General features: G+C 68.8%; 25 protein-coding genes. 11 read left to right on the forward strand and 14 right to left on the reverse strand.

All coding sequences use genetic code 11. The features are described 5' to 3' along the window. Positions 1-21: 21 nt before the first annotated feature. The gene (locus AC07YS_RS00325; protein WP_495273869.1) at positions 22-1,410 is read left to right on the forward strand and encodes a lysozyme inhibitor LprI family protein; all 1,389 of its coding nucleotides are present in this window, start codon (positions 22-24) and stop codon (positions 1,408-1,410) included. Between the two features lie 16 nt (positions 1,411-1,426). On the opposite strand, the gene AC07YS_RS00330 is transcribed toward AC07YS_RS00325, so the two are convergent. The 7 genes from AC07YS_RS00330 to gbd form a co-directional block, all read right to left on the reverse strand. Beyond that, positions 1,427-1,813, reverse strand: coding sequence for a DUF4150 domain-containing protein (locus AC07YS_RS00330; protein ID WP_056580973.1), 387 nt, complete (start codon positions 1,811-1,813; stop codon positions 1,427-1,429). A gap of 21 nt (positions 1,814-1,834) precedes the next feature. Next, positions 1,835-2,521, reverse strand: a complete 687-nt coding sequence (locus AC07YS_RS00335) for a DUF3540 domain-containing protein (protein WP_495267150.1) — start codon at positions 2,519-2,521, stop codon at positions 1,835-1,837. After that, a complete protein-coding gene (locus AC07YS_RS00340; RefSeq protein WP_495267152.1) occupies positions 2,518-3,642 on the reverse strand; it encodes a pentapeptide repeat-containing protein in 1,125 nt (374 codons plus the stop codon). The genes AC07YS_RS00335 and AC07YS_RS00340 overlap by 4 nt, the downstream gene beginning before the upstream one ends. Continuing rightward, a complete protein-coding gene (locus tag AC07YS_RS00345) occupies positions 3,639-6,296 on the reverse strand; it encodes a DUF2169 family type VI secretion system accessory protein (protein WP_495267153.1) in 2,658 nt (885 codons plus the stop codon). The genes AC07YS_RS00340 and AC07YS_RS00345 overlap by 4 nt, the downstream gene beginning before the upstream one ends. 5 nt (positions 6,297-6,301) lie before the next feature. Beyond that, on the reverse strand, positions 6,302-6,739 hold the full coding sequence (locus tag AC07YS_RS00350) for a hypothetical protein (RefSeq protein ID WP_495267154.1): 438 nt from the start codon (positions 6,737-6,739) through the stop codon (positions 6,302-6,304). Positions 6,740-6,755: 16 nt separating this feature from the next. Further along, positions 6,756-9,098, reverse strand: a complete 2,343-nt coding sequence (locus AC07YS_RS00355; protein WP_495267155.1) for a type VI secretion system Vgr family protein — start codon at positions 9,096-9,098, stop codon at positions 6,756-6,758. A 175-nt stretch (positions 9,099-9,273) separates the two neighbouring features. Beyond that, on the reverse strand, positions 9,274-10,410 hold the full coding sequence (gene gbd / locus AC07YS_RS00360) for a 4-hydroxybutyrate dehydrogenase (protein ID WP_495267156.1): 1,137 nt from the start codon (positions 10,408-10,410) through the stop codon (positions 9,274-9,276). Positions 10,411-10,473: 63 nt separating this feature from the next. On the opposite strand from gbd, the gene AC07YS_RS00365 reads away from it, so the two are divergent. The 3 genes from AC07YS_RS00365 to AC07YS_RS00375 are packed head-to-tail and all read left to right on the forward strand — an operon-like array spanning position 10,474 to position 13,192. Next, on the forward strand, positions 10,474-11,346 hold the full coding sequence (locus tag AC07YS_RS00365) for a 2-keto-4-pentenoate hydratase (protein ID WP_495267157.1): 873 nt from the start codon (positions 10,474-10,476) through the stop codon (positions 11,344-11,346). Positions 11,347-11,396: 50 nt separating this feature from the next. Next, positions 11,397-12,311: an alpha/beta hydrolase gene (locus tag AC07YS_RS00370; protein WP_495267263.1), complete on the forward strand. Its 915-nt coding sequence runs from the start codon at positions 11,397-11,399 to the stop codon at positions 12,309-12,311. Beyond that, the gene (locus tag AC07YS_RS00375) at positions 12,308-13,192 is read left to right on the forward strand and encodes a YbgC/FadM family acyl-CoA thioesterase (RefSeq protein ID WP_495267158.1); all 885 of its coding nucleotides are present in this window, start codon (positions 12,308-12,310) and stop codon (positions 13,190-13,192) included. Before AC07YS_RS00370 ends, AC07YS_RS00375 begins: the two co-directional genes overlap by 4 nt. Positions 13,193-13,207: 15 nt before the next feature. On the opposite strand, the gene AC07YS_RS00380 is transcribed toward AC07YS_RS00375, so the two are convergent. Further along, on the reverse strand, positions 13,208-14,137 hold the full coding sequence (locus AC07YS_RS00380) for a hypothetical protein (RefSeq protein WP_390349914.1): 930 nt from the start codon (positions 14,135-14,137) through the stop codon (positions 13,208-13,210). A 146-nt stretch (positions 14,138-14,283) separates the two neighbouring features. Then, positions 14,284-15,210, reverse strand: a complete 927-nt coding sequence (ygfZ, locus tag AC07YS_RS00385; RefSeq protein WP_070060618.1) for a CAF17-like 4Fe-4S cluster assembly/insertion protein YgfZ — start codon at positions 15,208-15,210, stop codon at positions 14,284-14,286. A gap of 138 nt (positions 15,211-15,348) precedes the next feature. Here ygfZ and mltG point away from each other — a divergent pair, with 138 nt between their 5' ends. From mltG to AC07YS_RS00415, 6 genes are all read left to right on the forward strand, one after another. Next, on the forward strand, positions 15,349-16,371 hold the full coding sequence (mltG, locus tag AC07YS_RS00390; protein ID WP_495267159.1) for an endolytic transglycosylase MltG: 1,023 nt from the start codon (positions 15,349-15,351) through the stop codon (positions 16,369-16,371). Continuing rightward, positions 16,368-17,039 carry a dTMP kinase gene (gene tmk / locus AC07YS_RS00395; RefSeq protein WP_495267160.1) on the forward strand — a complete coding sequence of 224 codons (672 nt, stop codon included), beginning with the start codon at positions 16,368-16,370 and terminating at the stop codon, positions 17,037-17,039. The genes mltG and tmk overlap by 4 nt, the downstream gene beginning before the upstream one ends. Then, positions 17,036-18,058: a DNA polymerase III delta subunit-related protein gene (locus AC07YS_RS00400; protein WP_095947640.1), complete on the forward strand. Its 1,023-nt coding sequence runs from the start codon at positions 17,036-17,038 to the stop codon at positions 18,056-18,058. The genes tmk and AC07YS_RS00400 overlap by 4 nt, the downstream gene beginning before the upstream one ends. Further along, positions 18,055-18,435 (forward strand): PilZ domain-containing protein, encoded by a 381-nt coding sequence (locus AC07YS_RS00405; protein WP_495267161.1) that lies wholly within the window; start codon positions 18,055-18,057, stop codon positions 18,433-18,435. Before AC07YS_RS00400 ends, AC07YS_RS00405 begins: the two co-directional genes overlap by 4 nt. 85 nt (positions 18,436-18,520) lie before the next feature. Then, positions 18,521-19,327 carry a TatD family hydrolase gene (locus tag AC07YS_RS00410; protein ID WP_495267162.1) on the forward strand — a complete coding sequence of 269 codons (807 nt, stop codon included), beginning with the start codon at positions 18,521-18,523 and terminating at the stop codon, positions 19,325-19,327. Further along, on the forward strand, positions 19,324-20,004 hold the full coding sequence (locus AC07YS_RS00415; RefSeq protein WP_495267163.1) for an ankyrin repeat domain-containing protein: 681 nt from the start codon (positions 19,324-19,326) through the stop codon (positions 20,002-20,004). The genes AC07YS_RS00410 and AC07YS_RS00415 overlap by 4 nt, the downstream gene beginning before the upstream one ends. A 13-nt stretch (positions 20,005-20,017) precedes the next feature. Here AC07YS_RS00415 and AC07YS_RS00420 read toward each other — a convergent pair whose 3' ends face one another. Beyond that, on the reverse strand, positions 20,018-20,605 hold the full coding sequence (locus AC07YS_RS00420; protein WP_495267164.1) for a hypothetical protein: 588 nt from the start codon (positions 20,603-20,605) through the stop codon (positions 20,018-20,020). A gap of 149 nt (positions 20,606-20,754) precedes the next feature. Continuing rightward, positions 20,755-21,162: a RidA family protein gene (locus tag AC07YS_RS00425; RefSeq protein WP_492726684.1), complete on the reverse strand. Its 408-nt coding sequence runs from the start codon at positions 21,160-21,162 to the stop codon at positions 20,755-20,757. Between the two features lie 130 nt (positions 21,163-21,292). Between AC07YS_RS00425 and AC07YS_RS00430 the strand changes: the two genes are divergently transcribed. Beyond that, positions 21,293-22,231, forward strand: coding sequence for a LysR family transcriptional regulator (locus tag AC07YS_RS00430; protein WP_495267165.1), 939 nt, complete (start codon positions 21,293-21,295; stop codon positions 22,229-22,231). Here AC07YS_RS00430 and AC07YS_RS00435 read toward each other — a convergent pair. The 3 genes from AC07YS_RS00435 to AC07YS_RS00445 all read right to left on the reverse strand — a co-directional run bounded on the left by AC07YS_RS00435 (position 22,223) and on the right by AC07YS_RS00445 (position 25,139). After that, on the reverse strand, positions 22,223-23,920 hold the full coding sequence (locus tag AC07YS_RS00435; RefSeq protein ID WP_495267166.1) for a long-chain fatty acid--CoA ligase: 1,698 nt from the start codon (positions 23,918-23,920) through the stop codon (positions 22,223-22,225). The genes AC07YS_RS00430 and AC07YS_RS00435 overlap by 9 nt on opposite strands. A 104-nt stretch (positions 23,921-24,024) precedes the next feature. Next, positions 24,025-24,474, reverse strand: a complete 450-nt coding sequence (locus AC07YS_RS00440) for a nuclear transport factor 2 family protein (RefSeq protein WP_159271844.1) — start codon at positions 24,472-24,474, stop codon at positions 24,025-24,027. 53 nt (positions 24,475-24,527) lie between these two features. Continuing rightward, on the reverse strand, positions 24,528-25,139 hold the full coding sequence (locus AC07YS_RS00445) for a TetR/AcrR family transcriptional regulator (RefSeq protein ID WP_159271845.1): 612 nt from the start codon (positions 25,137-25,139) through the stop codon (positions 24,528-24,530). Between the last annotated feature and the right edge of the window lie 48 nt (positions 25,140-25,187).

The raw sequence follows: 25,187 nt of genomic DNA on the forward strand, positions 1-25,187 counted from the left end.
GGTGGCAAACTCCACCGCAGCATGACGTACCGCCTGTCCCTCGCAACCCTCTTGGTCCTCGGCGCTGTCGCCACGCCAGCTTTTGCGGCGGGGCTCGATTGCAGCCGCGCCGCCGCCGATGTCGAGAGAGCCATCTGCGCCAGCGAGAACCTGCGCAAGCTGGACTTCCAGCTGTCCTCGGTCTACGGCAAGCTGGCCGCCGCCCAAGGACCGCAGCGCGCCACGCTGCGGCGCGCGCAACTCGACTGGCTGAAGGTTCGCGACCGGTGTGCTGCCGACACGGGCTGCATCGCCGGGCGGTATGAAGAACGGCTGGCGGCACTCCGGCTTCAGCTGCGCGACGTCCATGCCTACCGGCCCGACGACGTGGACCGGCAGGCCCTCGAGGAACTGCGCCAAGCCGTCGAGACGATGCGCAAGACCGATGCGGAGTTTCCGCTCGAGAAGGTCATCGACGCGTTGCGCATCAAGACCGGAATCACTGCGTTCGCCAACAGGAACGACGACCACTCGGCCGGCTCGGTTGTGCAGTTCCCCACCACCCGCCCCAAGGGCGTGACCGCCGACGAGTGGCGCGCCCTTCGGGCATCGGACATCGAAGGCGGCGGCGAAAACGGCGCCGGGGCCTACACCTTGCTGGACGTCGATGGCGACGGCCAGCGCGACCTCGTGATCGACACCTATGTCGGCGGCACCGGCCTGTTCGGCGAAACCAACGTCCTTCGCCGAAAGGGCGGCCGGTTCGAAGGCCTCACTACACCCGGCCAGGCCACGCCGGACGACGACAGCGGCGCGTCGAGCCTCTACACGACCGGCGGGCGCGGCGCGAACCAGTCGGGCGAGTGGATTCGCCTGCGCGGGCGCGTCTATACGGCCTACCAGAACAGCCTCTACGGCGTGGACGACGTCTACCTGCTGCGCCCGCTGACGATCGTCGGCGAGGCGCCCAAGCTCAGCGTGCGCTACCGCTACCGACTCTCGGTCCCCAAGGTGCAGAGCGACGAGAAGGGAACCAAGACTACGCTGGACAGCGCCCTGCATCGAGCGCTGAGCCAGGCGCTGCGCAAGATCGACACCCGGCAGGCCCGCGACATCGGTCCCGTGGACACGCCGCTGTGCCCGGTCCCCGCGGGCACCAGCGACGACGAGCGCGGCAACTACACCAGCTACGGTCCCGGCCACTACACCTTCGAGATCGTGGGTGACGTTCCGGTGTGGGTCGGGCAGGAGTGCCGCATCGGGCGGGTGGTCGACTGGTTCGGTGCCTATTCGTCCAAGGGCGGGCTGAGCGCAGCGTTCTGGGTGCGCAAACCCGGTGAATACGACCGCGAGCAGACCTACACGGTGGATGGCGTGCGAACCGCGACCGGCACCACGGCGTCGATCGCGAGGTTCGACGTCGGCAACTGAGCCGCAGCGCCGAAGTTCAGGGCGCCAGCACCAGCACCTTGAACTGGCTGGGCACGATGCGCATGCCCACGATGTTGCAGCGGTTCTGCACCGCCAGGCTGGTCATGCGCGTGCAGGGCGTTCCTTTGAGCAGCACCGTGAAGGCGCCGGTGATGTGGCGCGACGGCCCCATCACCGTCTGCGACACCACGCCCATCAGCACGCCGGCGTTGTCGCCGTTGGTGATCGGCGTGGTGGTCGCCATGTTGTGCACGGGCGTGCCGCCGTACAGGATGTTCCAGGCGTTGGGCAGGGCCGTGGGCCCGAGCGCGATGTTGGGGTAGGGCACGGGCAGCGCGGGCGGTGTCTTGCAGACATCGGGAAACGCGAGGTCCATTCCCATCATCTGTGCGTTGGCGAACATGGTTCTGGCTCCTTGTCGGTATCAACCCATGTGGATCTGTTCGGCGTCGACCTTCACCAGCGCCTGGCTGGTGACGAAAGTGTTCCTGGCGTGCAGGCGCAGGCTTTGCGCCGCCTGCATGTCGATCTGGCCCGCGCGCACCTGCTCGACCTCTTCGGTGAGGCGAAAGCTCGAGCGCGTGAGCAGGCTCAGGCGGTCGAGCACGGTCTCGAGCGTGCGGCCCACGAAGCGGGCGACCAGTGTGGTCACGCGCACTTCGGCGCCGCGGTAGGCCATGTCGGTGATGTCGACGGTCGCCTTGTCGGCCTGAAGTGCGAATGCGGAGGCCTGCAGCGCGATGCCGCCGCGCCGCGAGCGGATCGTGAGGTCGCCCTCGGCCACGAGTTGCGACTGGCTGGGGTCGGCCTGCGTGACGACGGCGATCAGGAACAGCTGGTCGCGCTGCGGCCCGGCCACGAGCACGACGTCGCCCACGGCGGGCTGCAGCAGGCAGCTCGCGGCGCGCGGGCAGTGCCAGGGCGCACCGCCCGGCTGTGGTTCGACGACGAAGCGGCCGTCGGGCAGCGATTGCACGACGGTGCCGAGCGCACTGCCGGTCCAGGCCGGCGCGGCGACCGCAGGCAGCGGCTTGCGCAGCAGCGCGTGCATCTCGGTCTCGGGCGTCTCTGACGGCGGCGAAGCAGCTTCGCGAAGGGCTCGGTGGTTCATGGCAGGGTGTCCTGTGGATCGGGCGGCAGTGGCCGGCCGAAGGTGTCGCGGCCGGCGCGTTGCGGGCGGCTCGCACGGGCGGCGGAAAAGCGCTCGGCCTCGAACAGCGCCGGGTCGCTGTCGAGCACGCCGAGGCGGTCGCTCCAGCGCACGCCGGTCTCGATTGCCCGGTGCATCTGGGTGCGGTGGAAGTTGGCGCCGCGCAGGTCGGCATCGGCGAGGTCGGCGTAGGAGAAATCCGCGTACACGAGGTGGCTGCGGGCGAACGTGGTGCGGCGGCAGCTCGCGCGGTGGAACACGCACTGTTCGAGCCGCGCGTCCGAGAGGTCGGCGTCGTCGAGCCGTGCGCCGACCCACAGGCTCTGGTCGAAGTGCCCGCCGCGCGCATCCACCCGGCGCAGATCGGCTTCGGGAAACAGGCACTGCGCCGCCTGCGCGCCCGACAGCACCGCGCCTTCGAGCTTCGCGCCCTTGAAATTGCATTGGCTCAGGCGCGCGCCGGCAAAGTTGCAACCCGTGAGATCGGCATCGATGAACTGGCACAGATGAAACGACTGCGCCGAGAAGTCCTGCCCCGCGAGGTCGGCCTCGCCGAAGATCACGTTGTGGAAGCTTGCGCCCTTGAAGTGCGTGCCGCGCAACGCCGCGCGGTAGAAGACGGTGGTGTTCAGCGCCGTGTCGTCGAAGCGCGTGCCGTCGAGGCGGCATTCGCCGAACACCGCCTTCGTGAGGTCCGCGCGCTCGAAGCCCGCGCCGTCGAGCGTGCTCTGGTGAAAGGTGGCCTGGCCCGCCTGCGCCGCGCTCATGTCGACGCCGCTCAGGTCGGCCTCGGAGAAGACGGCGTGGGCCATCGCCGCAGACCGCAACTGCGCACGGGGCAGGGCGCAGCGGTGGAAGGCGGCGTGCTGCAGGTCGGCGGTGTCGAGCAGCGCGTCGTCGAAGCGGCAGCTGTCGAACACCGACTCGCCCAGCTGCGCGCCGTGCAGGTTCGCGCGGCGGAAATCGCAGGCGCCGAAGCTGCCGCCGCGCAGGTCCATGCCGTCGAAGTTCATGCCCTGGAAGTCCTGGTCCTGGAGGTGGTCGCCGCCGCGGATCTTCGCTGCCAGCTCGGCCGGCGTCATCGGGCCGGGTCCGCGGCGCGGCGCGGGAGGGTCTTGGCCTGTTCGAGGTGCGCGCCGTGCGTGTCGGTCACGCTGTCGATCAGCGTCTGCGAGACGTCGGCGCGGAACAGGTTGGCCTCGCGCAGGTCGGTGCGGACCAAGCGGGCTTTCTGCAGGCTGGCATGCATGAGGTTGGCGCCGCGCAGCGAGGCCTGCGTGAAGTCGGCGCGGATGAAGAGGCTTTCGGGCGCATCGCAGCCGCTGAGGTCCGCGCCCGTGAGGCTGCAGGCCGACAGGTCGCAGGTGTCGAGCGCGGCGCGCACGAAGCGCGCGCCGTCCAGCGGCATCTCGCGCAGGCCGCATTGCACCAATGTCGCGTCTTCGAAGTCCATGGTGCGCAGGCTGCTGGTGCCAACGAAGCAGGTGGTGTGCAGGGTGGCGCCGCGAAAGACGATGCCGGTGTCGCCCGGCGTGTGGGCCCAGGCGCAAGCTTCGAGCCGGGCGCCGCTGAAGTCGAGCCGCTCGGCGATGCACGAGATCAGCCCGACCTTGTGGAGCACGGCGCTGCGAAAGCTGCAGTCCTGCAGGCGGGTCTGTTCGAGGAAGGTCACGTAGGAAAGATGCGCTGCATCGAAGCGGCAGTGGTCGACCTGCAGGCCGAGCACGGTCAGGTGCTCCAGCGAGGCTTGCGAGAAGTCGCAGTGATCGAAGTGCGTCTGCTCGAGCGTGGTGTGGTGCAGCTGCGCGCCGGTGAACACGGTGTGGACACATCGGGCCAGGCTGAGGTTCGCGCGGTGCAGCACGCAGCCCGCGAGCGAGGCCCGCGAAAGGCGCGCACGCACGAGCACGGCTTCGGTGGCATCCGCGCCGTCGAGCCGGGCGCCTTCGAGGTTCGCGTGTTCGAGCAGCGTGCGGTGCAGGCGCGCGCCGCGCAGGTCCATGCCCGACAGGTCGGCGCCGGTGAGGTCCATCTCCGAGAGGTCGCGCGTGGTGGTCATCGCGTCCTGCACGCGCTGGCGCGCCTCGGTGGCGCGTTCGCCTTCGAGCACGTCGGCCGGCGACTGGTGCTGCGCGCCCATTCGGTACATGTCGATCAGCCCGCGCTGGCCTTTCTCGACCACCTCCGCGAAGGCCTGCTGCTGCGCGGGCGGCAGTGCGGACGCGCCCGTTGCGGCGGCGATGCCGAACATGCCCTGCAGCACGGTCTGCGCGTCGAAGGCGGGCGGGCCCTTGGTCGTGGTGCGGTCGATGCCCGAGACCAACTCTGCGGAGTCGAAGCCGACCTGGCGTGACTCGGCCGCATTGAGTTGCCCCGCGCGTTCCAGCTCGCGCCGCCCGTCGTCGAGCGCCTTGCGCTGGTCCTGCGTGAAGCGCCGCGTGCGCTCGACGAACTCGGGCAGCTCGGCGAGCGTCGGTGCCTTACGAAAAGGCTCGGGCAGCGGCCGTTCGCGCAGCAGACGCGGATCGTGGCCGGCCTCGCGCGCCTGCTGCATCAGGTCCGCGCGCAGCCGGTCGCCGCGCTCGCGCATGTTGCGGACCAACGCGGACTCCTCGCCGTCGTCCAGCGTGTCGAGCCACGGGCCGATGGCCTGCGCGGGCAGCAGCTCGTCGTCGCGGGCGGCATGCAGCGCGCCCGTCTCGGGATCGCAGCGGCGCTGGAGGAGGGCGAAGTAGTGCGCCAGCGGGCGCGGTGCATCGCCCGCGGCTTCGATGGCCGGCATCACATGGGTCACGTCGTCGGCGTCGTCTTCCACGATGTCGATCTCGCCATGGTGGATCAGCGCGACCTGCCCGCGGTGCGGAAAGAACCACGCCGTGGTGAGGCGCATGGGCACCTCGTCGAACTGCTCGGGTTCGCGGCCGGGGCCGTTGCGCCGCGCGATGAAGGCGCGCGCACGCCAGTCGGGCAGGCACCCGCGCTGCACCGACTGCGTGGGGTGCATGTGCCAGATCTCGTAGGGCGTGCCGCCGGGGATGTGGTTGCGCGCGGGCCAGCGCTGCTGCGGCGGTGCGGCGTTGAAGAAGCGCCAGTCCATGTCCTCCGAAAAACCGGGAAACAGGTGCTCGCGCCAGTGGCCGTCGTACTGACGGCCGATCAGGCGCATGCGGCTGGGTCGGGTCAGGTCGATCGGGCCGAAGCCGGCCGGCTCGGTCTCGCGCTCGGGGCGGTCGATGCGCTGCTGCGGGTCTTCAATGTTCGGCAGGCGCTGCACCTGCAGGCCGTTGACCGTCTCGTGCGCGTGGCCGATGCCCTGCGGGTTCTCGGCAAAGCCGGGGCCACCGTAGGCGCGCGTGGCATCGAGCCGCATCGATTCGAAGGGCTGCGGCGCGGTGGCGCGGCCGTCGAGCCAGAAGCGATCGCCGAACACCAGCAGCTGGCGCGAAAGCTCACCCACGCGCATCGCGACGGCGCAGGCGGTCTTGTCGGCCTGATGGTGCGTGTAAGCGTGGCCGGTGGCCAGGAACTCGGCGTGGGGTTTGGGAATGCCCAGGTCGATGGCGCCCGTGGGGCCGAGCTCTTCGGCGGCGATCTTCCAGAACTCCGGCTCGGGCAGCAGCACGGGCGCAGCGTCCATCGACACCATGCCCATCAGCGTGACGCCCAGGCGTTGCTGGCGGCCTCGCAGGAAGGGGCGCGTGATGACACTCAGCCGCAGCGGCTTGACGGTTTTCAAGGGGGTCAGCTCCGTGCGGGCGCCACTTCGAGCGGCGTGCGCTGCCGGTCGACCGCCACCACGTCGGGGTGCGCCGGGTCCTGGACCAGGTGCAGGGTCGCGCCCGGCACCGCGAGGCGGGGTAGCAGCAGTTCGTCGACCAGCGTGCGCAGCACCACGCTCGGCACCGGGGACGACGGCGGCATCTGCAGCGTGAATTCGAGCGCCACCATGCACTGGCCGTGGCTGCCCGGGCTGGTGAGCTGATGTTCAGAGCGCCGCACCTGCGCCACCACGCCATGCGTGGCCACGCCGGCCCCGCCCAGGCGTTCGGCGATGCGCCGCTCCTGTGTGTACTTGCGCTGCTCGCGCGTGGCCGTGACGACCACCGCGACGCCGGCCAACAGCGCCCCGCCCATCATCACGGCGAAGACGCTCCAGAGGACCTGTTCCCAGATGGCCATCGATGGGGCGATCGGCTCAGACCTTGACGGTCATCGCCTTGGCGGCAAAGGCCAGGCCGCCACTGGCGATCTTCATGCCGATGTTCGCGACCTTGAGCATCTTTCCCTCGATCTCGGTGGCCGAGTTCTGCGAGCGGAACACCGCCACGTCGAGCCGGATGCCCGAGAACTGCGAGTTGAGGATGTAGTTCTGCTGGCGCAGCCCCCACAGGTCGAGCGCCAGCCCGACCGCCGAGAAACGCGCCCCCACGCCGCCCGCGCGGTACCAGCGCCAGTCGTTGCTCTTGGCGTAGTTGTTGATGTAGGTCTTCGAGTTGTTCGTGTAGTCGTTCGTGATGTTCTTGTAGACCTTGGACGTCGTGTTGTAGACGTTGGTGTTGATCACGTGCTGCGTCGTGTTGTGGATGTGGTTCGTGGTGTTGAAGGTCACGTCCGGCGAGGTGTGGACCGTGGGGCCGGTCACCGTGGTGTTGGACGGACCGTTCACATGCACGGTGTTCGACGTGTTGATGGTGTCGTTGCGGCCCGCGCTCACGAAGCGGATTTCCTGGCCGTCGATGGTGCCGTTGAAGCCGCCGCTGATGGCGAGGGTCACGCCGCCGGAGATGGTGTCGTTGAGCCCGCCGCTGAGCGTGCGCGTCTTGCCGCCCGTGATGCGCTGCGTCACGCCGCCGCTCACGGTTTCGCTGAAGCCGCCCGTCACGTCGCGCGTGTCGCCGCCGGTGATGGTTTCCGTCGCGCCCGCGGTGATGTCGCGCGTCTCGCCGTCCTGGTAGGTGGCCGACTCGTGGCCCTTGATGAGGGTGGTGCGGGTGCCGTCGGTGGTGTGGGTCTCGTCGGCTTCCACTTCCACGTCGAGGTTGCGCTCGGCGTGCAGCAGGATCTGCTCGGCGCCCGTGCGGTCCTCGAAGCGCAGCATGTTGGCCTGGTTGGCTGCGCCGCCGGTGCTGGAGCGCGTGAGGATGCCGCTGGCCGTGGCGTTGGCGGGCAGTTCCCACGGCGGCATCTGGTCGCTGTTGTAGACGCGGCCGGTGATGATGGGGCGGTCGGGCTGGCCGCCGATGAAATCGACGATCACTTCCTGGCCCACGCGCGGCATGTGCATGGTGCCGTAGTTGGCGCCGGCCCAGTTGCTCGATACGCGCACCCAGCACGAGCTGTTCTCGTCCGACTGGCCGTAGCGGTCCCAGCGGAACTGCAGCTTCACGCGGCCGAAGCGGTCGGTCCAGATCTCTTCGGGGCCGACCACGGTGGCGGTCTGCGGGCCGTTGGTGCGCGGGCGCGGCGTGGTGCGCGCGGGGCGGTAAGGCACGGCCGAGGGCAGCACGGTGAAGTCGAACTCGCACACCGATTCGCTGCTGCCGCCGGTCGAGTATTCGGGCTCGCGCAGGTCGTAGCGCGTTCCGGTGACGAGGTACTCGCGGTTGTCGGCCTCGCGCGGGCAATGCGTCATCTCGAACAGATGGCCTGGCGCCATGCCCACCACGTTGGTGTGGCCCGAGGCCAGCTCGTGCGCGCATTGCAACTCCTGCAGGCGGATCTTCGCGTAGGCGTCGCCTTGCTGGTGCTCGCTGTAGCCGCCGAGCCATTCATAGACTTCGTAGGTCGCGTGGTCGTGGCCCTTGGGGTCCTGCTGCACGCTCTGCAGCGAGGCGCGCGACTTCTTGAAGTCGAAGTCGTCGAGCATCACGCGGCCCGAGGTGATCTGCTCGGCCACGCGCCAGCGGTCGATGCAGGGCTCCAGCGCATTCACCACGCGGTCGCGCGGGCGGTACGGAATGCGGGCATGGCCCGGCAGCTTGCGGTAGCCGCCTGCGTCATCGGCCAGCACCAGCAGGTGCGAGCCGTTGCTGTGCTCGAAGTGGTAGGCGATGCCTTCGTGCTCCATGAGGCGGCTCACGAAGGCGAAGTCGCTCTCCTGGTACTGCACGCAGTATTCCCAGGGGCGGTAGCTGCCCGTGAGGCGCTTCTCGAACTGGAAACCGTACTTGCCCAGCACCGCGTCGAGCACCTCGGGCACGCTCTGGTTCTGGAAGATGCGGCAGTCGGTGGTGCGCGTGAGGTACCACAGCCAGGGCTGCACGAGCGCGCGGTAGATGTAGTGGCGGCCGGTCTCGTTGGCGCGGCCAACCAGCTCGAAGCGCACGACGGTGCCGTTGAGGTAGCGCGTTGTGCCGTCGTCGGCAATGGCCAGCGTGAGCGAGGTGCCGAGCAGGCGCTTCAGGTCGAGGTTGAAGCTGGTGCTGACCATGTCGACCTCGAACTCGAAGAGTTGCGAGAGTCCTTCGTGCCCCCGCATCGCGCGGAACTTGAGCTGCTCGGCGCTCAGGACGGTATGGACTTGGACGGTACGCGGCATTCGACACTTCCCTGACCCCTCGGGCTTTCACGGATGCGAAGCCTCTGCAGATGGGGCCAAGCCAGTATGAAAACGCCGCGTGTCACATCCATGACGCGTCCCATGCAAAAGGCCGTCGAAACGGCCTTTTGTGAAAGCGAATGCACGCCTGCGCAGCAGGAGTGACGCAAAGGTTTTACATCGACGCTTCGAGCATCGCCTTGTAGTCGTCGCGCGTGGCCAGCCGCGGGTTGGTCTTGTGGCAATGGTCGGCCATGGCGCCGTCGATGATCTGTTCGAACATCGCGGGCGTCACGCCCACTTCGGCCAAGCCAGCGGGCAGGCCCAGGCGCGCGTTCATGTCGCGGATCGCGTGGCCGAGGTCGCCGGCCGAGTCCAGGTGCATGGCCTGCGCCATGCGCTGCAGGCGCTGTTCCTTCTGCACCGATTCGGCGCCCGAATTGAAGTGGATCACCGCCGGCAGGAAGAGGGCGTTGAGCGTGCCGTGGTGCAGGCGCGGATCGACGCCGCCCAGGCTGTGGCTCAGCGAGTGCACGCAGCCCAGGCCCTTCTGGAAGGCCATGGCGCCCTGCATCGACGCGCTCATGAGGTTCAGGCGCGCCTCGCGGTCGCTGCCGTCTTTGGTGGCGCGTTCGATGTGGCCCCAGGCGCGCTCCAGGCCGTCGAGGCCGATGCCGTCGGCCGGCGGGTTGAAGGCGGCCGACATGAAGGTTTCCATGCAGTGCGCGATGGCGTCCATGCCGGTGGCGGCCGTGAGCCGGGGCGGCAGGCCGCGCGTGAGCTCGGGGTCGCAGATGGCGGCCTTGGGCATCAGGAACCAGCTGTGGAAGCCCAGCTTGCGGTGGTCGTCGACGATGACGATGGCGCCGCGCGCCACCTCGCTGCCGGTGCCGCTGGTGGTGGGCACGGCAATGAGCGGCACCGCGCGCTCGGTGATCTTGGGCGAGCCGCCTTCGATGGTGGCGTAGGTCTTGAGCGGGCCCTCGTGCGTGGCGGCGATGGCCACGCCCTTGGCGCAGTCGATGGCCGAGCCGCCGCCCACGGCGATGAGGCCGTCGCAGCGGCCGCTGCGGTACAGCTCGACGGCGGCACGCACCGCGGCCTCGGTCGGGTTGGAGGGCGTCTGGTCGAACACCGAGACCTCGAGATCGGCGATGGCGTCGAGCGCCTTCTGCAGCACGCCGGCCGCGCGCACGCCGGCGTCGGTGACGATCAGGGGGCGGTTGATGCCGATGCGCGCGCACTCGCTCGACAGGAGCTGGATGGCGCCGAATTCGAACTGGATCTGGGTGAGGTATTGGATGAGGGCCATGAGGGGGAACGCCCGAGGGCAGTACGATTGCTGACCGTTCGAATCTAACAAGAGGGGACATTCTTGCCCACCAACAAAACCCTTGCGTCTGTCGCACTGGGCTCAGCGCTGCTGGCCGCCTCGGTCCACGCCGCCTGCCTCAGCGACACCCAGGTGGCCGACTTCGCCGCCGCGCAGGCGGCACGCACGCCCGCCGCCGACATCGAGAACCTCAGCGAGGCCGACGCCGCCTGCACGCGCGCCAAGCTCAACGTGCTGCATGCGCGCAACCTCGGTGACGTGGTCGGCTACAAGGCGGGCCTGACCAACCCCGCGGTGCAGAAGCGCTTCAACTACGACCAGCCGGTGTGGGGCATGCTCTACCAGCGCATGCTGCTGGACAGCGGCGCGGTGGTCGATGCGGCCTTCGGCGCGCGGCCGCTGTTCGAAGCCGACATGCTGGTGCGCGTGAAGAGCGCCGACATCCACAAGGCGAAGACGCCGGCCGAGGTGCTGGCCAACATCGACCAGCTCATTCCCTTCATCGAGCTGCCCGACCTCGCGGTGCAGACCCCCTCGAAGCTCAACGGCCCGGGTGTGGCGGCCATCAACGTCGGCGCGCGACTCGGCGTGCGCGGGCTGCCGGTCGATGTGCCAACCACGGCCGACGGCCAGTCCTGGATGCTCGAAAGCCTGCGCGACATGCGCGTGGTCATGAAGGACGGGCAGGGCAAGGAGCTGGCGACCGGCAAGGGATCGGACATCCTCGAACACCCGCTCAATGCCGTGGTGTGGCTGGCCGGCGCGCTGGCCAAGGAAGGCATCGCGCTGAAGCCGGGCGACCTGATCAGCCTGGGCTCGTTCTCGCCGCTGCTGCCGCCCAAGGCCGGGCAGACGGTGGTGGTGAGCTACGAAGGGCTGTCGCGCATGCAACCGGTGGTGGTGTCTTTCAAGTGAGCACGACCACGACAGCGAACCGCCTCGCGCAACCCGCACTCACCCCGAAGATGGCCGGCGTGGTCGAACGCATGGCGCGCGCGGGCCATCCGCCGCTCGACCAGCTCACGCCCGACGAAGCCAAGGCCTCGTACGAAAAGGGCGCGGGCGTGCTCGAAGTGCCCAAGCCCGAACTGGCGCGCATCGAAGACTTCCACATCGCCGCGCGCGACGGCCACGCAATTCCCGCGCGGCTGTATGCGCCGTCGGCCGAGGTGCTGCCGGTGCTCGTGTACTTTCACGGCGGCGGCTTCACGGTCGGCAACATCCGCACGCACGACACGCTGTGCCGCGTGCTGAGCCAGAAAAGCGGTTGCGCGGTGGTGTCGGTCGACTACCGGCTCGCGCCCGCGCACAAGTTTCCGACCGCGTCGAACGACGCCTGGGACGCCTTCCAGTTCATCGCCACGCAGGGCGCGAGCCTGGGCCTGGACGGCACGCGCCTGGCGGTGGGCGGCGACAGCGCGGGCGGCACGCTGGCGGCCGTGTGCGCCATCCTGGCGCGGGATGCCGGCCTGCCGGTGGCGCTGCAGCTGCTCATCTATCCCGGCATGGCCGCGCACCAGGACACCGAGTCGCACCGACGCCATGTCGATGGCCCGCTGCTGACCAAGGCCATGATCGACTTCTTCTTCGGCCAGTACGTGAACACGCCCGCCGACCGCGACGACTGGCGTTTTGCGCCCCTGCTGGCCGACGACGTCGACGACGTGGCGCCGGCCTGGATCGGGCTGGCCGAGGCCGACCCCGTGGTGGACGAAGGCATCGCCTACGCCGACAAGCTGCGCGCCGCGGGCGTGGCGGTCGACCTGGAAATCTACCGTGGCGTGATCCACGAATTCATCAAGATGGGCCGCGCGATTCCCGAAGCGCTGCAGGCGCAGAACGACGCGGCCCGCGCACTGAAAGAGGCATTGAACCCATGAGCGAGAACAACAACACCCCGGTCCGCCGCGAGGACTTCCACTACTTCCACCGCCTGCGCGTGCGCTGGGCCGAGGTGGACATGCAGAAGATCGTCTTCAACGCCCACTACCTGATGTACTTCGACACCGCCATCGCCGACTACTGGCGCGCGATGGCGCTGCCCTACGAAGAGGCGATGCATTCGCTGGGCGGCGACCTGTATGTGCGCAAGGCGACCATCGACTTCCGCGCCTCGGCCCGCATGGACGACGTGATCGACGTGGGCATGAAGTGCGCGCGCATCGGCAACTCGTCGATCATTTTCCAGGGCGGCCTGTTCCGCCAGGACGAGTTCCTGGTGGGCTGCGAGCTCGTCTACGTGTTCGCCGACCCGGCCACGCAGACCTCGAAGCCGGTGCCCGCGGCCCTGCGCGAGACGCTGACGGCCTTCGAGGCCGGCGAGCCGATGCGCACCGTCGAGACCGGCGACTGGGCCACGCTCGGCGAAGGCGCGAGCGCGCTGCGCCGCGCCGTGTTCATCGAGGAACAGAACATTCCCAAGGAGCTGGAGTGGGACGCGCACGACGCCGTCGTGCTGCATGCGGTGGCGCGCAACCGGCTCGGCCAGGTCATCGGCACCGGCCGGTTGCTGCCCGCCGAGGACGGCATCTCGCACATCGGCCGCATGGCGGTGCATCGCACCTTGCGCAGCGGCGGCCACGGCGCGGCCGTGGTGCAGGCGCTCGAAGAGGCGGCCCGCGCGCGCGGCGACCGCGAGGTGGCACTCAACGCGCAGCGCAGCGCCGAGCGCTTCTATGCGCGGCTGGGCTACGCAGTGCACGGCCAGCCTTTCGAGGAAGCCGGCATTGCGCACATCGAGATGCGGCGCGCGCTGCGCTGAGCGCAGCGCCTTCAATCAATAGCGGGCCGGCGGGTCCGGCACGTAGCCGGGGTCCGAGCCCGGGAAAGGCGACGGGCCCGACGGGCGCGGCCAGCGCTGCGGCACCGGAATGACGCCCGCGGCGACCAGGTTCTCGCGGCTGTCGTAGCGGATGCGGATCACCTCGTCGGGCTGCGAACTGGCGCGCTCGAAGGTCGTCTTGCCGACGTACGAGGTCTCGCGCCGTCCGTGGGCCGTGCCCAGGCTCGGGCTGGGCGCCGACTGGCGGGCCATGGCGCTGGCGGACGACTCGGCGGCCATGTCGGCGTTGCCGGCGCTGCCTGCGGGTGGGGCCGCCTTGGCGCGCGCATCGCCCATCGACGACGGTGCCGGCGGTGCCTCGCTGCGCCGTTCGCGGCTGCTGTTGCCGCCGCTGTACTCGTCGCGCGACGGATAGGGCGTCACGACCGGCGGCGGCGGTTCCGGCCGGCGTTCGCGGAACATCGCGACGCCGATCACGCCCACGTCGTCGGGGCGGCCCGTGCGGCTCGCGTAGGAATTGCCTGCGGCGGCGAATTCGAAGGCTGCGATCTGCGAATCGCTCTTGCGCCAGCCCGCGATGTCGCTGCGCTCGCGCGGGCCGAACACATAGCCGTTCTGGCCGACGCCGGCGGTTTCGCCGGTGACGACGTTGACGCCGTCCACCGACATCACGGCCATGATGCGTTCGCCCATCGCGTTGCGTGCGCGGATCGCATAGCGCGCGCCGGGACGGCCAGCCACCCAGTACTCGCCGCGGTGGCGGTAGATCGGCAGCTCGGCGCCGCTCGTGCGGTCGACGATGCTGATGTTCATCAGGCCGCCGATGCGGCTGGCACCGGAGGGGTACGGCCGCATCGGGCTTTCCGCCCCCGCCGACAGCGCGGTCAGGGCCAGGACGGTGGTGAGGAGAAGTCTGCGCTGCATCATGGTGGCTTCCTTGCCAGGAGTGGATCGATGCAGGCTTCTACGGCGAGGCCTCGCGAACGGGGTTAAGCGTCGCGCAAAAAAATGGCGCTGTCGGTGAGACAGCGCCAAGCGCCCCCGGAAAGAAGGCAGGGACGCAGGGGAAATCAGATGTCTTCGAGCAGCGGATAGGGCAGCGGCTCGACCGACAGCGCCGGTCCACCGGGCGCCCCCGCGTGCAGGCCGCCGGCCTCGAGCGCGGCGATCTGGATCGAGATGAGCGCCGACCAGCCGCCATCGGGCGCGGGCGCGGCCTGCGCCACGGTGCCCACGGGCTGTTCGGCGTCGTTGGCGGCGAACACCTCCTGGCCCGCGGCCAGCGGGGCGTCGGTCTGCGCGAGGTAGGTGCGGCGCTTGAGCGTGCCGCGGAACTGGCTGCGCGCCACGATTTCCTGGCCGGGGTAGCAGCCCTTCTTGAAGTTCACGCCGCCCACCGACTCGTAGTTGATCATCTGCGGCACGAAGGCCTCGATCACCGGCGTGGTCAGCGTGACGATGCCGCTGCGCACCTCGCTCCAGGGCCACAGCGCGGCGTCGAGCGTCGGGCCCACGGGCGCCTTCTGGTCGGCCGGCGCGATCCACAGCGCGCGCGGCACGCCGTCGGCCGGGTACAGCGACACCACGCTGATGTCTTCGCCGATGGCCGTGCGGCGACCGGGCGGCAGGGCCGCGTCGAGGCCGTTGGCGGTCAGGGCCGTGCCGGCCACGCCGTGCAGCGCGAACTGCTCGGTGGCGTCGGTCAGCTTGACCTTGGCGCGCAGCACGTACATCGACAGGCGCTTGAGCGTGGCCGCCAGGATGTCGCGGCTGCACACCAGCAGGATGAGTTCGGGTTGCGGACGGATGCCGATGAAGCTGGCGATCACGCGGCCCTTGGCCGTGCAGAGCGCCGCCAGGCGGGCTTCGGTGGCGCCGAGCAGAGAAAAATCCTGCGTGAGCTGGCCGTGCAGAAAGCTGGCGGCATCGGGGCCTTCGGCGCGGATCACGCCGAGGTGGGGCAGGGTGCTCACCCCGTTGAGAACGACTGTGGTCATCGCTGAATTATCATGGCCGTGCCTGTTCCTTCGGGGCGGCAGGGATTCCCCGTCGCAGCGACGGGGCCGGCCGTTCCCGCGGGTCGGTGTCCATCTGCTTGCCAGCCCTTTTTCTTCCTCCGTCTTTTCCTCGGATTCGTGCGCAGCTTCTTCCTCACGCTCTTCCTGCTCGTGGCCCTGGCCGTCCTGGCGCTCGGCGGCGCCGGTCTCTGGTGGGTGCACCAGCCGCTCAAGTTGCCGACGCCCAGCGTCGACCTGTCCGTGGAGCCCGGCACCACGCCGCGCGGCATTGCGCAGGCCGTGGCCGACACCGGCGTCGACGTGCAGCCGCAGCTGTTGTACCTGTGGTTCCGCGTCTCGGGGCAAGACCGCCAGATGCGCGCCGGCAGTTACGAACTGGAACGCGGTATCACGCCCAAGCTGCTGCTCAACATCCTGGTGCGCGGCGAGGAAGCCACGCGCAGCGTGGTGCTGGTCGAAGGCTGGAACATCCGCCAGGTGCGCGCCGCGCTCGCCAAGGCCGAGCAGCTCAAGCCCGACAGCGTGGGCATGAGCGAAGACGCGCTGATGGCTGCGCTGGGCAAGCCGGGCCTGCACCCCGAAGGCCGCTTCTTCCCGGACACCTACACCTATTCGAAGGGCTCGACCGACATCGCGCTGCTGCAGCGCGCCATGCGGGCCATGGACAAGAAGCTCGAGGCTGCCTGGGCAGCGCGCGCGGCCGATTTGCCGCTCAAATCGGCCGATGAGGCGCTTATTCTGGCCAGCATTGTCGAAAAGGAGACAGGCAAGGCCAACGACCGTGCGGAGATTGCCGCCGTCTTCACCAACCGGCTGCGCATCGGCATGCCGCTGCAGACCGACCCGACCGTGATCTACGGCATGGGCACCGCCTTCGACGGCAACCTGCGCAAGCGCGACCTGCAGACCGACACGCCCTGGAACACCTACACCCGAGGCGGCCTGCCGCCCACGCCGATCGCCATGCCCGGCAAGGCCGCGCTGCTGGCGGCCGTTCAGCCGGCGCAGAGCAAGTCGCTGTACTTCGTCTCGCGCGGCGACGGCACGAGCCAGTTCAGCAGCTCGCTCGACGACCACAACCGCGCGGTCAACCGCTACCAGCGAGGCGGTGGCAGCCCCCAACCCAAGGCGACCCAATGAGTGACACCGGTCTGTTTCTGACGCTGGAAGGCATCGACGGCGCGGGCAAGTCGAGCCACCTCGACGCGCTGGAAGCCCGCTTCAAGGCACAGGGCCGCACCGTGGTGCGCACGCGCGAACCCGGCGGCACGCCGCTGGCCGAGACGCTGCGCGGGCTGGTGCTCGAACAGCCGATGAACCCGCTGACCGAATCGCTGCTGGTGTTTGCGGCGCGCTGCGACCACATCGCCCAGGTCATCGAACCGGCGCTGGCGCGTGGCGAGGTCGTGCTGTGCGACCGTTTCACCGACGCCACCTTTGCCTACCAGGGCGCGGGACGCGGCTTCGACACCGCCGTGCTGTCGACCCTCGAACAGTGGGTGCAGGCGGGCCGGGCCGGTGTGCCGGCGTCGCAACTGCTGCAGCCCCAAGTGACCGTGTGGTTCGACCTGGCCCCCGAGATCGCCGCCCAGCGTCTGGCCGGTGCGCGCGTGCCCGACAAGTTCGAGGCCCAGCCCGTCGAGTTCTTCCGCCGCGTGGCGCAGGGCTATGCAGACCGCGCCGCCGCCGATGCGTCGCGCTTCGTGCGCATCGACGCGAGCCAGGCCCGCGACCAGGTCTGGCAACAGATCGACACGGCGCTGGTGGCGCGTGGCGTGCTGTCGCCGGTGCAGGGAGCGGCCCAATGAGCGAGCCGGTGAACACGCTGACCCCGTGGCTGCGCCAGCCCTTGGCCGAGCTACTGCGCCAGCGCGGCCATGCCTGGCTGCTGCAAGGCCCGTCGGGCATCGGCCAGTACGAACTCGCGCTGGCGCTCGCCGCCGCCTGGTTGTGCGAACAGCCGGTGGAGGAGGGCGGTGCCGCCTGCGGCCACTGCGCGAGCTGCCACGCCATCGAGGTCCGCACCCACGCCGATCTGTGCGTGCTGATGCCCGAGGTCGCGATGCAGGAACTGGGCTGGCCGCTTGACGAAAAGGCGCAGTCCGACATCGACGACAAGAAGCGCAAGGCCAGCCGCGAGATCCGCGTCGAAGCCATGCGCGATGCGGTCGGCTTTGCGCAGCGCACCAGCGCGCGCGGTCGCGGCAAGGTCGTGCTCGTGTATCCGGCCGAGCGCATGAACACCATCACCGCCAACGCGCTGCTCAAGACGCTCGAGGAACCCGTCGGCGACGTGCGCTTCGTGCTTGCCAGCGAAGCTGCGTGGCAGCTGCTGCCGACCATCCGCAGCCGCTGCCTGGGCTTCACGCTGCCGTGGCCCGAAACCGCCGAGGCCGAGGCCTGGCTGGTGGCGCAGGACGTGCCGGCCGCCGACGCCGCGCAACTGCTGCGTGCCGCGGGCGGACGGCCCAGCGATGCGCTGCGGCTGGCGCGCTCGGGCCAGTCGCCCAAGGCGTGGTCGCTGCTGCCCAAGGCCGTGTCGCGTGGCGACGTGGGCGCGCTGGCCGACCAGGCGCCGGCCCAGGCCGTCGTCTCGCTGCAAAAGCTCTGCCACGACCTGATGGCCGTGGGCCACGGCGCCGAACCCCGATTCTTCGACGCGGCCGACCTGCCGCCGGCCCCGCACAAGCTGGCGCTGGCGCGCTGGTCGAAGTCGCTCGCCGCCGCCGCGCGGACCGCCGAGCACCCGTTCAACGCCGGCCTCATGCTCGAAGCGCTTGTGAGCGAGGCGCGAAGCACCCTAAACTCTGCCGCTCGCCGCCCATGAACCAACCTGTCGCTCCCGCCGCTTCGTCTGCCACGCCCGCCCGGCCGAGCGTCATCCAGCTCGCCATCAAGGAAAAGGGCGCGCTCTACGCGGCCTACATCCCGCTGTTTGCCGAGGGCGGCATCTTCATTCCGACCACGCGCGAGTACCGGCTGGGCGACGACGTCTACGTGCTGCTCACGCTGCCCGAAGATCCGCAGCGCTACCCAGTCGCCGGCAAGGTCGCCTGGATCACGCCGGCCCGCGCTGCCGGCAACCGGGCGCCGGGCGTCGGCGTGCGCTTTCCCTCGGATGAGAAGTCGCGCCAGCTGAAGGCGCGCATCGAAGCCGCGCTCGGTGGTTCCATGGCCTCCGACCGCCCGACCCAGACCATCTGAGTTCTTTCTCCGCCGCCGTCCCCGTGACGCGGAACTCCGGACACGGCGCGATCTCCCACAGGCGCGCCGCACTTCATCCTTTCCGATGTTCACCGACTCCCACTGCCACCTGACCTTCCCCGAATTCGCGGACCAGATGCCCCAGATCCGCGCCGCCATGGCCGCCGCCAAGGTCGACCGGGCGCTGTGCATCTGCACCAAGCTCGAGGAATTCGACGACGTGCAGGCCCTGGCCGCCAGCTACGACAACTTCTGGGCCAGCGTGGGCGTGCACCCCGACAACGAGGACATCGCCGAGCCCACCGTGGAAGACCTGGTGCGCCTGTCGGCGCGTCCGCGTGTCGTGGCCATCGGCGAGACGGGCCTCGACTACTACCAGATGGAAGAACGCAAGGGCGGTCGCAGCATCGCCGACATGGAGTGGCAGCGCGACCGCTTCCGCGTGCACATCCGCGCCGCGCAGCAGACCCGCAAGCCGCTGATCATCCACACGCGTGACGCCTCGGCCGACACGCTGGCCATCCTCAAGGAGGAGGGCGAAGACGGCACGGGCAGGGCGGCCGGCGGCGTGTTCCATTGCTTCACCGAAACCGCCGAGGTGGCGCGCGCCGCGCTCGACCTGGGTTTCTACATCTCCTTTTCGGGCATCCTGACCTTCAAGAAAGCCCAGGACCTGCGCGACGTGGCGGCCTTCGTGCCGCTGGACCGCATGCTGATCGAGACCGACAGCCCCTACCTGGCGCCCGTGCCGTACCGAGGTAAGACCAACAACCCGTCGTACGTGCCCTTCGTGGCACAACAGATCGCCGAACTGCGACAAATGCCCGTAGAGGACATCGCCAAGGCGACAAGCGACAACTTCGAAACATTGTTCAGGGAAGTCAAATTATGAAAAATTACTTTAAGAAGTCGATATATCTTGTTGTCATGGCTGCATCTTTTGCAACGCATGCCGGTTCGTTCGAAGACTTTTTCCGTGCCGTGCGCGGCGACAACGCCAGCGGTGTGCGCACCCTGCTGAACCGCGGTTTCGACCCGAACACGCGCGACGAACACGGCCAGACCGGCTTGATGCTCGCGCTGCGCGAGCCGTCGCCGAAGGTCATCCAGGTGCTGATGGAGTCGCCGCAACTCAACGTCGACCTGGCCAACGCCAAGGACGAGACGCCGCTGATGCTCGCGTCGATCAAGGGCCAGCAAGACCTGGTCGTACAACTGCTCAAACGCGACGCCGCCGTCAACAAGACCGGCTGGGCACCGCTGCATTACGCCGCCAGCAGCGGGCAACTGTCGATCATGAAGCTGCTGCTCGAGAACCACGCCTTCATCGACGCCCAGTCGCCCAACGGCACGACGCCGCTGATGATGGCCGCGATGTACGGATCGAACGATGCCGTGAAGCTGCTATTGGCCGAAGGCGCGGACACGGCGATGAAGAACCAGCTTGGCATGACCGCTGTCGATTTCGCGGTGAAGGCGAACCGGGCCGAGTCTGCGGAGCTGATCAAGGCGGCTGGGGATGCGAAGGCGAATGGGGTGAAGGCGGTGCCGAAGGATGGGAAATGGTGAGAGCCCGCGGGCCTCAGCAATCCTGACGCAGCAGAGGTTGAACACGGTCGCCCAGGTATCTGGACAACCATGCGCAGTGCGCCTGAAGGCTCTCCACCGGAATATCGTTGCCCAGCCATAGGGACTTCTCATCCTGTCCTGGCACGCGCGTGATCACGCTCAGATAGCCCGCCGTGGCATAGCTGGTGAGCGCCGTGGGGGTCACTGAGCGAATGGACTCAAACGGGACCACGGTGGTGCGCGGCTTTCGCAGTGGCGCCGTCTCGACATAGCTGAGCTGCCTGGTTTCCGAATCGAAGCTGAAGGCGATCACCGTTTTTCTGGAGGTCGCGACCAGCAGCATGAGACCCGCGAGGCCGCTCGTTCCGAACAGCGGGATCCAAATTGCTGGATCTGCGAACACACCGGATGAAAACGGGTTCACGCCGTTCGCGAGCGAGGCAAGGCTCGCCAGACTAAGCCCGAGAAGATAGACGGGTGCGACCAACGCGAGTACCACCAAAGAGGCCGCGGCTGCCAACAGAAAGGAAGAACGAGCGGTCGATCCTTCCTTGCTCGATCGCCAGCAGAAGCAGTGGCTCATTTTGAACACAATGTGCATTATGTTAAATGACTTGTTTGGGTGCGGACCGTTTGCCGCTGTGAACCAGAGAGCCTTGGCAGTCCTCGACCCGAGCCCAATGCCCTTCCGGCCTTCGCACTTCGCCCAGCCCCTCATTTCAGGCCAGAGCGAAGTAGCCCAGAGTCGGATCAGCTCAGCATGCTCCCATCCGGCAGCTTCGCAATCACCTTGATCTCGAACTGGAAGCCATAGAGCCACGTCACGCCGATCCCGGTCAGCGTCGGGTGCGGCGCTTCGCCCCAGTATTCGGGCACCAGCTTCCAGATCGTTTCGAAGTTCGACTCCGGATCGACGATGAAGACCGTCACGTCGACCACGTCGTCGAAGGTGCAGCCCGCGGCTTTCAGGATGGCGTTCAGGTTGTCGAACGCGCGCCGCACCTGCGCCTCCAGTTCAGGTTCAGGCGAGCCGTCTTCGCGGCTGCCGACCTGCCCCGACACGAACAGGAAGCCGTTGGAGCGGACGGCTGGTGAATAGCGGTTGCGTTCATAGAGCGCTTGGCGCCCGGGTGGAAAAACCACGTCGCGTGAGGCCATGGGATGCTTTCTTTCTGCGGTGAGTGAGGACGATGCAGGGACTTTAGAAAGCCACGCGCCATCGATAAACGGGCAATGCCAACAATCACTGTTTGCAGATCCCAAACAATCGCCGCGCAGGAGCCCTCCCATGGACCGTTTCGATGCAATGCAGGCCTTCACCCGCGTGGTGGAAGCCGGCAGCTTCACCAAAGCCGCCGACACGCTGCACATGAGCAAGACCAGCGTGACCCAGCTCGTGCAGCAGTTGGAGGCGCGGCTGCGCGTGAAGCTGCTCAATCGCACGACGCGCAAGGTGAACGTCACGGCCGATGGCGCGGCGTACTACGAGCGTGCGGTGCGGCTGCTGGCCGACCTGGACGATGCCGAGACCAGCCTGTCGGGCGCCGCCGCCCTGCCCCGCGGCCGTCTGCGGGTCGACGTGCCCAGCCCGCTGGCCCGCATGATCCTGGTGCCCGCGCTGCCGGCCTTCCATGCGCGCTACCCCGACATCCAGCTCGACATGGGCGTGAGCGACCGCATGGTCGATGTGATCGGCGAGAACGTCGATTGCGTCGTGCGCGGCGGCGAGCTCACCGACCCCTCGCTCATGGCCCGTCGCGTGGGCGACCTGCAGCTCGGGGTTTATGCAGCACCGAGCTATCTCGAGCTGGCCGGCGCGCCAACACATCCGCGCGAGCTGGAAGAGACGCACCACCGCATCGTCGGCTTCCTGTGGTCGCGCCACGGCAAGACCTTTCCGTACGCCGTGCGCCGGGGCGGCGAGCGCGTCGACGTGCAGGGCCGCTACGTGCTCTCGGTCGACGACGGCAATGCCTACCTCGCAGCGGGGCTGGCGGGCCTGGGCATCCTCTGGCTGCCGGACTACATGGCCGCGCCGCACCGGGCGCGCGGCGAACTGGTGCCGCTGTTCGAAGACTGGCAGCTCGATCCGATGCCGCTGTACGTGGCGTTCGCGCCAAACCGGCATGTGAGCGCCAAGCTGCGCGCGTTCATCGAGTGGGTCGCCGGGCTCATGGCGCAGCATGCGCCGGTCGTCGTTCGCCCGGGCCCGTCGGGTTCACGTTGACGTGGCCTCTGCTTCCTGCAACGCGCGCCACATCACCTTGCCGCTGCCGCTCTTGGGCAGCGCGTCGACGAACTGCACCACGCGCGGCGCCTTGTACGCCGCCATGTTCGCGGCGCACCAGTCGATGATGTCCTGCGCGCTCACAGGCGCTTGCGCAGGCTTGAGCACCACCAGCGCCTTGACCGATTCGCCGCGGTAGGCGTCCCGGGTCGCGATCACGCAGGCCTCCTGGATGGCCGGGTGGCGGAACATCAGCGCTTCCACCTCGGCCGGCCAGACCTTGAAGCCGCTCGCGTTGATCATCCGCTTGAGCCGGTCGGTGACGAAGAAGTAGCCCTCCCCGTCCACATGCCCCATGTCGCCGGAGCGGAAGAACCGCTTGCCGTCGATCTCGACGAAGGCGGCCTCGGTGTCCGCCGGCCGCTTCCAGTAGCCCGCGAAGACCTGCGGCCCGTGGATCACGATCTCTCCCTGCGCTCCCGGCGTAACCTCGCGGCCCGTGTCGGGGTCGATCACGCGCGCGTCGGTGCTCATGAACGGGATGCCCAGGCACTGCAGCTTAGGCGCGTCGGGCGGGTTGTAGTGCGAGGGTGCCGCGGTTTCGGTGAGGCCGTAGGCCTCGACATACCGCAGGCCGTACTGCTCGAACAGCCGCTGCGCCACCGCCTGCGGCATCGCCGCCCCGCCGCCGCCGATGGCGACCAGGCTCGACAGGTCGAAGCGCGCCACGTTCGGGCTGGCCAAGAGGTCGATGACCATGGTCGGGATGTTGGCCCAGTGCGTGACCTGGTGCGTGGCGATCAGCCGCCCCGCCAGCTCGCGGTCCCAGCGCGGCATCAGCACGGCCGTGGCGCCCACCTGCATCGCCGCGTGCATGACGCCGACCATGCCGGTGATGTGGAACATCGGCACGGCCACGAGGTGGATGCTCTGCGGCGTCACGTTGCCCCAGGCGTTGATGGCCATCGCGTTGTGCATCGCGTTCGCGTGGCTGAGCATGCAGCCCTTGGGCTGGCCGGTCGTGCCGCTGGTGTAGGGCAACAGGGCCAGTGCGTCCGCATCGGCGCTGGCCACGGGCGGCGCTTGTTCGCAGGCCAGGCAGTCGGACCACGCATGCACCGCGCCACCGGCCAGCGTCGGCAGTTCGCGCCGCGGCAGCAGCCATGGTGTCCAGGCCGCCGGCATGTCCTGTTCCGACAGCGCGGCCGGGTCGAAGGCATCGGTGAACTGGGTCACGACGAGGTGGCGCAGCTGCTGCGCCTGCGGCAAGGCATCGCTGGCTTTCGCGAGCTCGACCGCTAGGTCTGCCGTCGCGATCGCCACCTGCGCGTCGGGATCGACGATGAAATGCTTGAGCTCCTCGGCGCGGTTCATCGGGTTGACCGGCACCACCACGGCATCGGCGCGCAGGATCGCGAAATGCGCGATCACCAGCTGCGGGCAGTTCTGCACCGCCAGCAGCACGCGGTCGCCGGGGCGCACGCCCAGCGCATGCAGGCCGGCCGACAGGCGCTCGACGGCGGCCCACAGCTGCGCGTAGCTCATCGTGCGGCCCATGAAGATGAGCGCCGCCTTGTCGGGAAAGCGGCGGGCATTGACCGCGAGGTTGTCCCACAGCGGCGTGCGCGCCGCGTGCAAGGCGCGCGGCAGGCGCCGAGGCCAGAACGTGTGATGCGGGCGAGTGTGCATGGCGTGCTCCTGGTAGGTGGTAACCGTCGGTCGATCGGGCGCGGCAGCGCCCTGCCCGCTTCCGGCGTGCCGGAGGCGGGAGCGATGCTTCAAGAACGAGACGGCTACGGCTGGCCGGGCGCGATGCCCGCGCGTGCAAAGGCGGCCTGCGACTGGGCGCCGTTCATGTAGACGTCCTTGCGCGTCACCTCGCCGGCGTCGTTGACGTCGACCACGTCGAGCATCTCGACGCGCGCGGTGAACGGCTGCCCGGCCGTGTCGTTCAGCGGCAGCACCATCACCCACTCCAGCACCCAGTGCCGCGCGCCGAACAGGCTGCGCCGCAGCTCGAAACTGAAGGGATAGCGGGCGAACACGCCGACGCAGTACTGGCGCAGTGCCTCGCGCCCGCACACCGGCGCGGAGCCGTCGTGCAGCCAGTAGGTCGTGTCTTCGGAGTGCAGCGACGCGATGCGGTCGGGGTCGCGTGTTTCCCATCCGACGTGGTACCGCGCGAACAACGCTTCGGTGCCCTGGGCGGGGTCGGCGGGATCGGTCTTGCCAGGAAACGCCATGTCTGTCTCCATCGGATGCGATGGAGAAAATTTACCGACTCACAGTCGGTTTGTCAATCCGGGTGCGAACCCGACCCGTGTTGCTGCAGCCCGCACAGCATGGTTTCGAGCAACCGGCAGTGCAGCTGCACGGCGGCTAACGGGTCTGGCGCCGCCCCGCAGGCCAGCGCCGCTTCGGCCACCGCGCCGGCGATGAGCCGCGTCGCGGCTTCGATCTCTTCGGGCGGCGTGCCCGCCGGCATGATGGCCACCAGCCCGGTGCGGATCGAGTCCATGAAGTGGCGGTCGTCGATGCCGCGCCAGCGCTCCCAGCCGAGCACCACGGGCCCGTCGACCAGGATCAGCTGGCGCAGGCCTTCCTGCGTGGCCGCTTCGAGGTAGATGCGCAGGTTGGTCGCGATGGTGTGGGGCGAGCGGTGCCCTTCGATGCGCTGGATGCGCGTGCCGAGCTCCGCTGCGAGCTCAGCCTGCACCGCATCGAGCACGGCCTCGAAGACATCGTGCTTGGCGCGAAAGTGGTGATACAGACCGCCCTTGGCGATCCCTGCACCGGCCGCGATGTCGTCGATGCTGACGGCCGCGAACCCCCGCTCGATGAACAGCTGTCGCGCCGAGGCGAGGATGGCCCCGACGGTGGTTGCGCTGCGCTTGGCCTGCTGGACCATGTGCGTCTTTCTCCTCGATGGCTGCTGCGCCACGTGAACACGCGGGCA

It is taken from the genome of Variovorax sp. GW458-11-26-14-LB1 (assembly GCF_059423965.1).